The sequence below is a fragment of the Sporosarcina sp. NCCP-2222 genome (genome assembly GCF_023168145.1).
Classification (GTDB): Bacteria; Bacillota; Bacilli; order Bacillales_A; family Planococcaceae; genus Sporosarcina.
In genome coordinates this window covers 178,520-188,242 of record NZ_BQYK01000001.1, presented here as the reverse complement: position 1 = coordinate 188,242, position 9,723 = coordinate 178,520, and the positions used below count along the sequence as shown (strand labels likewise).

The following is a 9,723-nucleotide window of genomic DNA, read 5'->3' as shown; positions in this document are numbered from 1 at the left end:
GCCAAAGAGCATCGCAGTGGGATATGGCCCGGTTTGTAAACAGAAGCACGATGAGGCCGAAGCGGAGTTCCTCAAGCGACAAATCACGATAGATGAGGAATTGGCTTACCAGGAGAGGGTGGCACGATGAGGAAAACATACAGCAGATCGCACGCAAATAGAGGTGCCAGCTTGGAGCGGATGGTCGATATAACGAATACTCAGTATCGCAATAAGGGCGTGGCTGACATACGAAAGGTTCCTACTCCTGTACAAATTCAGAGCAATGTCCGGGGCAGGGTGACGGGTTACACGCAAAAACCCGAGTGGGTCGATTATTCTGGCGTACATGACGGCCGGGCCATCGTTTTCGATGCCAAGGAGACATCTAGCAGGACCAGTTTCCCGCTAAGCAATATTTCAGAGCATCAATACGATCTACTCAAATCATGGTACCAAAAAGGCGCACACGCCTTCCTTCTCGTTTCTTTTACGAAACTCGTCGAAGTATTCCTTCTTCCGTTTGGACGGCTACAGGAGGCTTGGGAGCGCGCCAAGAAGGGCGGGAGGAAATCGATTCCTTATAATGATTTCAAATTGTATTGCGATCAGGTGAAAAGTGAGAATGGATATGTGCTGCATTACCTTAAGCATGTGGGATGAGGCGGATGATAATTATATCTTTATGTACAAAAAAAGAGCTTAAAAAGCTCTAGGTCTGTTGTTTAAACTCTCAAATGCAAAATATGTTGAGGACCTTTTGGACCTTGATAAAATTCATTCTCGTCTATAAAGCCTGTTTTTAAATAAAGATTATAAGCAGGCACATTATTCTGGTTTACACCAAGAACAATTTCATCAATTTCAGAAAGAGTATTTTTAACAAACTCAGGTAATAGTTGCAGCGCGATCTTGGCTAATCCCTTTCCTTGATTTTTAAAATCAATTGAGAATGCTGTCAGCAAACGAGCATTAGTATTCTGGCTGTACTTTGATAATTTTTCGCCATCTTCGAGAGCGAAATAGCCTACAGGAACTCCATTTTCAAGAATTAAGACATGTTTAGCAGTCTTAGAAATATTTGTTTCATTAATTTTTTCTAAAGGCATTTTGGTGAATTGAAGTTGTTCTTCTGGTAAATAGTAGTCCGATAGATATTCAAAGTATTCAGTGGTGTATTCAACCAGGTCGATTGAAGTTTTCAAACTGTTAGACAGCATTTTATAAACCCCCAATTCAAATATTCAATTAAGTATAAGCTATTAAATATTTGTGTACAAGAAAGTGTAGAACGTACCTTCTGGTGTGGAGTAGACAAACAACGTTTAGCAGTAAAATCTAAAGGAGAGTTTGGCATGAAAGCACGAATCAAAAAAGTAAGTGAAGTCGGTTCTTGTAGCTATTGCGATATAAGTGAATTGAAACCGAATGGGATGGGGTTGGATTATCCCTATGACGAAGTAATTGAAATTAGTGGACGACAAGTTGTAAGCAGACTTTGCTTTGAGTGCGCAGGGAAACTCGCTAAGGTTCAACAGACGTATAAATAACTCAGTATTTCCAAGTGAGGGGGTGCGAAATGGAATTTAATAAAATCCATCAAGGCCACTGTCTTGAAGTGTTGAAGAGACTACCAGATCAGAGTGTGAACACGGTTGTAACTTCTCCCCCTTATTGGGGCCTTCGGGATTACGGAGTGGACGGGCAAATCGGGTTAGAACGATCAGTCGATGAATATGTAACGGCTCTCGTTGAAGTGTTTCGTGAGGTTAATAGGGTGCTGCGGGATGACGGCACTCTTTGGCTCAATCTTGGAGATGCATATGCCGGCAGCGGGAAAGGTGCATGGTCTGTAACGGATAAGCAGAAACACGTTTACGTTCCCAAGCCTGCAGGCCACGAAACCAAAATAAATAACGTCCCGAATGGATTAAAACCCAAAGATTTAATTGGCCTTCCGTGGAGAGTGGCCTTTGCGCTACAGGCCGATGGTTGGTATCTGAGATCGGACATTATTTGGAGCAAGCCTAACCCAATGCCGGAGAGTATAACAGATCGGCCAACCAAGGCACATGAATACATTTTCTTGTTATCAAAATCACCGTCGTATTATTACGATCACGAGGCAATCAAGGAGGAAGCAATCTATCGTCCGGTAGATGATCCTCCTAGGGGATCTCGAGGGGCATTCGGGCCACCACAGCAAAATAGGCGTGAAGATAAAAAGCGAGGATCGTTCGAAGGGAAATATGGAAAGGATGCTTTTCGAGCAATACGGCCAAAGAGAAATAAGCGATCTGTATGGAGTGTATCAACTAAACCATTAAGGGAAGCTCACTTTGCTACTTTCCCGCAAGACTTGATTGAACCATGTATTTTAGCTGGAGCTCCTGTAGATGGAGTTGTGCTTGATCCTTTCATTGGATCCGGAACGACCGGATTAGTAGCTCTGCGGTATGGCCGGGATTTTGTCGGGATCGAGTTGAATCCGGAATATATCAAAATAGCGGAAAGACGATTGAGTGCTGTTCAGCTGGAATTAATAACTTGATGCAATAAATTGAAAATAAATAACAAGTTATCGAGAAAAATAAAAAAGACTTCTTTTCTCTATACATCTAGAGAAGGAAGACTTCACCACTACAATCCAATCAAATAAGTTTGTTTATACTACGGAAAAGAAAGGAGGTTGCTGTTTTGCTGTACGTGTCTTTAAGGTAACAAGACACAAATGGAAACAAAAAGTGTTCCATAAAACATCCCCTGCCTTTCAAGAAAATAATAATCTATTTCTAATGTGAAAGCAATAGTAACAATAAATCTTTCACATTACGACTATAAAGCCAGTTAAAAACAAAACAATTAATTGCCCAATTAAAGGCATCCAATCCATCAAACATGATTTCGTTTCTCGATTGGATTTGTGATAAAAAAGACCAGGAGTGTCCCTCCTGATCCTACCAATTTCATTATAGCATGGAGGGACATTCTATGAAAATAGTAGATGCGCAAATAGACTTACATGGTAAACTATTTCTTGATACAATGGTATTACCTGCTAACTGTGTTGTGGTAATTTCAGAGGGAAAAGCAAAGGTGAGAGAATTACCAGAGCATGGTGAGTATAAGATTGTTACGCATCAGGGGAAGGTTAAGCGGATGAGGCGCGAGGAAGGGGAAGAGTTTTGAAGAAGAAAGAGACATTGGATGAAGAGATTAGTGTCTTATGTGAAAAATATAATTTCACCTTTGAAAATGGGTCTTCATCAAATAATAAGTTAGAAGAGAAATATGTTTTAGCCAACGTAAACAGTACTTTGGAGTATGAAAAGTCAAAAACGGTTGTTATAACTATAATGGGGGTATTTGTAGCGATTGGATTATTTTTAACCCGAATATTTTATGAATTAAATGCAATAATCGGAGTCATCTACTTCATAGTTGTTTTAGGTGTAGTGTCATGGTTGTTTTTAATAAATGTACGTTCATACTTAATCAAAATTAAAGATCTTTCTAAACTCAAAGAACTGCTAACTCTAAAAAATAGTGAAGAACAAACGGGAAATCAAGACATTTCAAATGGTATTCAAGTGAATGAAAAAGGAAGTGGGGAAAGACTTTTGAGTAGCGATAAAAATATCGGGAAAACAATAGGTGTCATGCATTTTGTATATCTATCTATAATATTCGCAGGAGTCGTTATATGGTTAGTGTCATATATATTCGCTGATTCTAATTATGCGGGTTCTTTACTCGCTTTTGCAGCAACGCTAAGTTCTATATTATTGGCTGTCATAGCGATTATAATTACGCTAATTGACGTAGCGGGACAAAGAAATAATATATTTGATGTTAAAAACAGTGTAGAGGAATTAAAGAAGGCAGTTGCTGAATTTAATGAGTTGCAAAATGAATATATGGAAAATAATAATCTTATTAAAGTTCAAATGGCGGATTTGTTGAGCAAGCAACAAGGAGCGAACGAATTAATCGAGAAATTAAATTCAGTTGTGGCATTGCAGAACAAGGAAGGTGGGAATGATAATCAGGAGCTGACATCACAGTTAAGAGATATAAAAAGTTTATTGGAAAGCCAAAACAGTATAACCAATCAACTTCAAGGTAATAAGATTGATTATAGAAAGTATTACAATCATAAAAATAACAACAATAATAATAAAGGATTTGAAATTGAAGAAGGAGTACTAGAATATCTCAGAGCCTATAACGAGGATAATAAAAAAATGAAATAGTCAACCTGGCCAACCAGAGGACAGCATTTAATTACAGCGCAACACGATGTCATTTGTTGTTTTCAGAAGTGCGGATAATTTAAGATTGTTACGCATCAGGGGTAGGTTAAGTGTATGCGGGGGGAAGAGTTTTGAGTGATAAAATAAAATGCATCTTTTGTGGTTTGGACAAAAAATCGAGTGTTGAACACGTCTTTCCCGATTCGTTGGGTGGACAATTAATAATCAAGAACGTCTGTAAAGAATGTAATGACTTTTTAGGGGAAAAAGTTGACTTTCATTTAGTCGATCATCCATTAATGCAATTTATAAGAGCAAAGTATAGCTTGGCAGGAAAGAAAGGACACATACCAAATCCATTTTCCAAAGCTTATTTGAAGGATGATCCTACAAGAGCAGTAAAAGTGAGATTGGATGGTAGAGCGCCTTATTTATTTCCAAGTGTAAAAAAATCATCCACTGGGGATAGACTTACCATTTCAGTCGATGGATCGGATAGAGATAAAGTCCCTGAGATTGTAAATAAAGCATTAAAAAGAATTAACCGACCAGAAAAAACGCAGCCAGAAATAGAAACTATTATACCGACCGTAATATTAGATAAACCAGAAATAATAGTGCAATTAGAAGCTGATGTCAACTTATTTAGAAAGGCAATATTAAAAATTATTTATGAATTTGCTAGCTTAGTTTTGGGAGACGAATATTTTCACGATCCAATGGCTAAAAAAATTAGGGAATATATAATTAGTCCCAGCTTAGATGTTGAAGGGTTATATGGAGACGCTAATATAGTAAATAAAAAAGAACCTATATCACCTATTATAGGTGAGTTAGTGATTGAAGAAGGTTACACTGCATTTATAAAACAAGACGGTAACACTATTTTTTGCTATGTAAACTTGTTCAACCAGTTCGAAGGAACTTTGGTGGTTACCAATAATGCTTTAAGATACAAAGAATTTCAAGAGGTTTTTTATTCTTATAATGTAGTTGAGAAAACTACCACAAAAATAAATTAATTAAATAGAGTCCCACTGGCCAACCAGAGGACAACATTGATGACAGCATTGCGCTGCGTCATTTGTTGTCCTCTTTTTTATATTTCAAAAATAGGGAGTGAGGAAATGAGGACGTTGCAAGATCAATTGATAGAAAAAGGGCTTTCACAGTCCCCAGGGTGGGGCGGGAAGAAAGCAGAGTACCAAGTCAAGGGACAAGCAGGAGGAGCAGTTCACATCGAGGGAATGGGCTGAATTAATGGGTACCAACAGACCGACATACGGGAGAGCGAAAGGCGGAGCGTTTAGACAGAGATAGGAGGGGCTTTCATGCTAAGTTGGGCGGATAAATTGATTCAGGAGTATACAACAGGGCGGCAAGATTTGATTAGAAGAGCGGATACCATAGATAGAAATAACCCTGTTGAGAGAGAGGATTTAAAGCATATCAACAGCATGATTGAATCCATGACGTTCTCACTCGATTGGATGAAGACCGGACGGCAGCCGGGGACTTATCGTGGAGCAGACGAGAAAGCAGTTTATCAAAGGCGTTCGTATGAAAACATCGATCTGATTCCCGATATAGCGGAACAGCTGGAAACGGAGGACATTAACAAGAAACACTTGTACATGACAAGGGAAGAAAAAATAATCCTTGCAGATATCTTATCTTCTTTCTCCTTACGGGAGAGACAATGCTACATCCTTCATGTTGCCCAAAAGAGAAGCATGAGCGATATTGCAAACGAGCTTGGAGTCAGTAAAAGTATGGTTCAACAATCTATTAGACGAGCCAAAGCGAAGATAAAAGAAAGAGTAGAAAAAGATTCCGTGATATACGCGTGATATACGAAGTCTGCATATATGAGGGGAACCTTTGAAGGAGGGGTGCGATCGAACGAGTCAGCCCCCTCTACAATCCCCGTACATAACGAGTAATAATTAGGAGGATTTTCACCTTTCTTGGCGAATGATGTCATTGGGAGGTGTGACTATGAACGATTTTATGGACAAGATTAAAAAAAGGTTATTTTATATCAAAATTGGTTCGGCCATTATTTTAACGCCTATGATATTAGGGATGATCTTAAACATTCCTACAGGGAAATATACTATTGGGGATGAAAGTTCATGGGTCGGTTTTTTTGGCAATTACTCTGGTGGGATAATTGGAGCGTTTGTAGCATTAATCATAGCTCGAAATGAATTGGAGAATCTTAGAGAGAATGAAGAAAGAAAAAGATTAATCAATCAATTACATGGATTGGTTAGAGTGAAATTTGAGTTGAGAAAAATAGTTAGAAATCTAAAGATGCTAGATGATATAAGAAGTAGGTATAAAGAGGATAGAGGAAGTTCATTCTCCAATCATGAATTTGATGTAATAAAACATGAGTTAGATAGTTTGAACGAAGGTAATTGGAATGCATTAAATATCGATAATACCGAATTAGAACTCAATCTTTTCGACCTAAAGGATTTTTATGAAAACTTTCAACGAGTTCTAAGTATAGATAGAAATAATTTAAAGATAAAAATTAAAGAGTTGGAACTTGAAAAAGAAATATTAAATGTCCAACAGCTTGCTCCCTGGGATTGGGTAGTAAAAGAATCAAGAATTGACAATTCAATAATGGACATCAAGTTTGAAATTGAACAAATGGATAACGAGAAAGAGATGCAATGGGATACATTTAGAGAAAGGAATTATTATCAGTTAAGCGTAAGTTTTTTAGAGACAGTTGAACAAGAAATAAATACTATTAAGAAAATAAAAAAACAAATAACATAAAAGACAAAACGAACTGCTTCCCAAACAGGGAAAGCGATTTATTTCTATCTGTAAATAAAGGAGTGAGTAGCAATGTGAAATGATGAAATAATTGAAGGATTTTCCCTGATATTGGCGAATAGTGTCGGCAAGGGGAGGTGAGAGTATATATGGACAAAAAGAAACTAAGGTTTGCGATACTGAAGGAAATAGATACAGGCAACAAAGAACTGTCAGAGGCACAATTCGGGGTCGATGAAGAAACTTTCGATGATGCTGTAAATTTCCTGAAGAGTGAAGAGTATATTTCCGGTGTCATGTATGCTGACAATCGTCCTTATGCATTTGGCTCCACTGTTTACTTGACAGAAAAAGGAGAAACGTATTTAGCTGAAAACAATGCTTGGGCAAAAGCATACAAAGGCCTTAAAGAGATAAGAGATTGGTTGAAGTTATAGCATCCCTCGGGGTGCTTTTTTCTATACCTAAAAATCAAAGGGGGCGGCGGTGATGTGAAATGCCGAATTGGGAAGAGATTCAGAGAGAGTGGGAATTGACAAAAATAACGCTTGCCGCATTAGCTGAGAAGCATGATGTAAAGCTAGGAACATTGAAAAGTAGAAAGAGTCGCGATGGATGGTCGAGGGGTGTTCCTAAAAAGGATGCAACCAAAACACAAAAGGTTGCAACCCCTACGAAAAGGATGCAACCGAAAAAAGAGGTATTCGAGCCTGTTGTAGAGTCGGATGATTTAACCGATAAGCAACGGCTTTTTTGTATTTACTACATTAAATACTTCAATGCGACAAAGGCTTATCAAAAGGCTTATAAGTGTGCCTATACTACAGCGATGAGTAACGGATATAGGCTGCTTAGAAATGCTGAGATTTCTGCAGAGATAGATCGGTTGCGTAATGAACGGCTACTGGAGAAGAAGCTAAGTGTGGATGATGTTTTACAGAAATACATCGACATCGCTTTCGCAGACATCACCGATTTTGTAGGATTCGGTTCTGAAAACGTGGTAGCTAAAGATGAAGTAGGAGAGCCAATGCTTGATGATGAGGGCAAGGAGATCACTTTCATCCATAACTTTGTTAACTTCCGAAATGCAGAGGAGGTTGACGGCACACTCATTACAGAAGTCAAGAAGGGCAAGGACGGTATTTCTGTTAAGCTGGCCGACAAGATGAAAGCATTAGAAATGTTGGCGAAGTACACCAACCTCTTGTCCACTGATGACAAACGACGCCTCGAAGAAGAACGGCTCAAAGTCGACATTGAGAAAGGCAAGTTGGAACTCGGTAACCTCCGCGGTGATACCGAGGGTGATCCACACGCACAAGGAAGCAGCTACGAGGAAGCTCTTAATGCTCAAGCGGGTGATGTGTTCGCTGATGAGGTGATGGACGATGAAGCGTAAGAAGTCCACGTCTTTTAAGTTCCGCCCATTCAGCCGAAAGCAAAAGAAACTCTTGATGTGGTGGACGGACAAGAGTCCTTACAGAGACTATGACATGATCATCTGTCATGGTTCTATTCGTTCTGGAAAGACCATTGCAATGATTGACTCATTCATTACTTGGTCACTCGCAAAGCATCGACACCAAAACTTCATTATCGCAGGAAAGTCGATGGGTGCATTAAAGCGAAACGTACTTGAACCAATGTTTCAAATACTGACAGCGAAAGGCATCGACTATCACTATCATCGTTCTGGCGATCCATATGTAAAGATTGGTACGAACACCTATTACCTTTTCGGTGCTAACAATGAATCCAGCCAAGACACATTGCAAGGGTTGACAGCGGCGGGTGCCTATCTTGACGAAGTTGCCCTATTCCCTCGTTCGTTTGTAGACCAAGCAATCGGTCGTTGTTCTGCCGAAACAGATGGACAGGGCGGGAAAGTCTTCGTGAACTGTAACCCGGCCGGTCCATATCACTGGTTCAAAACAGAATTCATCGACAAGGCGAAGGAAAAGAAAATTTTCGTCCTGCATTTCACCATGAACGATAATTTGTCTTTATCTGAGCGAGTCAAAGAACGTTTCTACCGAATGTATTCCGGGGTCTTCTTTCAGCGTTACATACTCGGATTGTGGGTACTGGCTGAAGGAATTATCTATGACATGTTCAATGAAGATGACCACGTTATTGATGAATGGCCGATAGATATCCATGACTACCAGGTAACGATTGACTACGGAACAAAAAACCCGACTGCGTTCGTCTTACAAGGGATTCATTACGATACAAGCGGCGTTGCTACCTACTACAACCTCAAAGAGTATTATTACGACGGTAGGGCGGAGGGGAAGCAAAAAACCGATAATGCATATTACGACGATCTTGAGGCGTTTTGCGAAGGGTTCACCCGTGAGGTGATTATTGACCCTTCTGCAGCGTCTCTTATTGCGTTGATTGAGGAAAAGGGTGAACTATCGGTTACCAAGGCGGACAATGCGGTGCTTGACGGTATCCGTATGGTTTCTCGATTGATATCAGAAGGTCGCTGCTATACGCATCGAAGTTGCACGAATTTACTTCGTGAAAGGTCTTCCTATGTATGGGACGAGAAAGCGGCCAAGCGAGGAGAGGACAAGCCGGTGAAGCAGAATGACCACGTCATGGACGCTGAACGTTATGGAATATTCACGAAGGAAAACAGTGGCGTCCGTATGGATGACTACACTGCAGCACTAATGAGGGGGGT

At 39.7% G+C, this 9,723-nt stretch carries 13 protein-coding genes; 12 read left to right on the top strand and 1 reads right to left on the bottom strand.

Translation table 11 applies throughout. The annotated features are described in order from the left end of the window. Positions 1–126: 126 nt before the first annotated feature. On the top strand, positions 127–642 hold the full coding sequence (locus NCCP2222_RS01060; protein ID WP_248508789.1) for a Holliday junction resolvase RecU: 516 nt from the start codon (positions 127–129) through the stop codon (positions 640–642). A 62-nt stretch (positions 643–704) separates the two neighbouring features. Here NCCP2222_RS01060 and NCCP2222_RS01055 read toward each other — a convergent pair whose 3' ends face one another. Continuing rightward, the gene (locus NCCP2222_RS01055) at positions 705–1,199 is read right to left on the bottom strand and encodes a GNAT family N-acetyltransferase (RefSeq protein ID WP_248508787.1); all 495 of its coding nucleotides are present in this window, start codon (positions 1,197–1,199) and stop codon (positions 705–707) included. A gap of 135 nt (positions 1,200–1,334) precedes the next feature. On the opposite strand from NCCP2222_RS01055, the gene NCCP2222_RS01050 reads away from it, so the two are divergent. From NCCP2222_RS01050 to NCCP2222_RS01005, 11 genes are all read left to right on the top strand, one after another. Beyond that, positions 1,335–1,529, top strand: coding sequence for a hypothetical protein (locus NCCP2222_RS01050; RefSeq protein ID WP_248508785.1), 195 nt, complete (start codon positions 1,335–1,337; stop codon positions 1,527–1,529). 29 nt (positions 1,530–1,558) lie between these two features. Beyond that, positions 1,559–2,530: a DNA-methyltransferase gene (locus NCCP2222_RS01045; protein ID WP_248508783.1), complete on the top strand. Its 972-nt coding sequence runs from the start codon at positions 1,559–1,561 to the stop codon at positions 2,528–2,530. A gap of 494 nt (positions 2,531–3,024) precedes the next feature. After that, complete coding sequence (locus NCCP2222_RS01040; RefSeq protein WP_371811577.1) at positions 3,025–3,168, top strand: XtrA/YqaO family protein; 144 nt, start codon at positions 3,025–3,027, stop codon at positions 3,166–3,168. Then, positions 3,165–4,232, top strand: a complete 1,068-nt coding sequence (locus NCCP2222_RS01035; protein ID WP_248508781.1) for a hypothetical protein — start codon at positions 3,165–3,167, stop codon at positions 4,230–4,232. The genes NCCP2222_RS01040 and NCCP2222_RS01035 overlap by 4 nt, the downstream gene beginning before the upstream one ends. Before the next feature lie 131 nt (positions 4,233–4,363). Further along, entirely contained in the window at positions 4,364–5,254 is an 891-nt protein-coding gene (locus NCCP2222_RS01030; RefSeq protein WP_248508780.1) for an HNH endonuclease, read from the top strand. Positions 5,255–5,359: 105 nt separating this feature from the next. Next, positions 5,360–5,488: a hypothetical protein gene (locus tag NCCP2222_RS20700; protein WP_282570624.1), complete on the top strand. Its 129-nt coding sequence runs from the start codon at positions 5,360–5,362 to the stop codon at positions 5,486–5,488. A gap of 75 nt (positions 5,489–5,563) precedes the next feature. Continuing rightward, a complete protein-coding gene (locus NCCP2222_RS01025; RefSeq protein WP_248508779.1) occupies positions 5,564–6,082 on the top strand; it encodes a sigma factor-like helix-turn-helix DNA-binding protein in 519 nt (172 codons plus the stop codon). Between the two features lie 148 nt (positions 6,083–6,230). After that, on the top strand, positions 6,231–7,028 hold the full coding sequence (locus NCCP2222_RS01020; RefSeq protein ID WP_248508778.1) for a hypothetical protein: 798 nt from the start codon (positions 6,231–6,233) through the stop codon (positions 7,026–7,028). 149 nt (positions 7,029–7,177) lie between these two features. Continuing rightward, positions 7,178–7,465, top strand: a complete 288-nt coding sequence (locus NCCP2222_RS01015; RefSeq protein ID WP_248508777.1) for a YjcQ family protein — start codon at positions 7,178–7,180, stop codon at positions 7,463–7,465. Positions 7,466–7,560: 95 nt separating this feature from the next. Next, positions 7,561–8,430, top strand: a complete 870-nt coding sequence (locus tag NCCP2222_RS01010) for a terminase small subunit (protein WP_309295933.1) — start codon at positions 7,561–7,563, stop codon at positions 8,428–8,430. Then, a partial coding sequence (locus NCCP2222_RS01005; RefSeq protein WP_248508775.1) for a PBSX family phage terminase large subunit occupies positions 8,420–9,723 on the top strand: 1,304 nt, incomplete at its 3' end. The genes NCCP2222_RS01010 and NCCP2222_RS01005, both read left to right, overlap by 11 nt.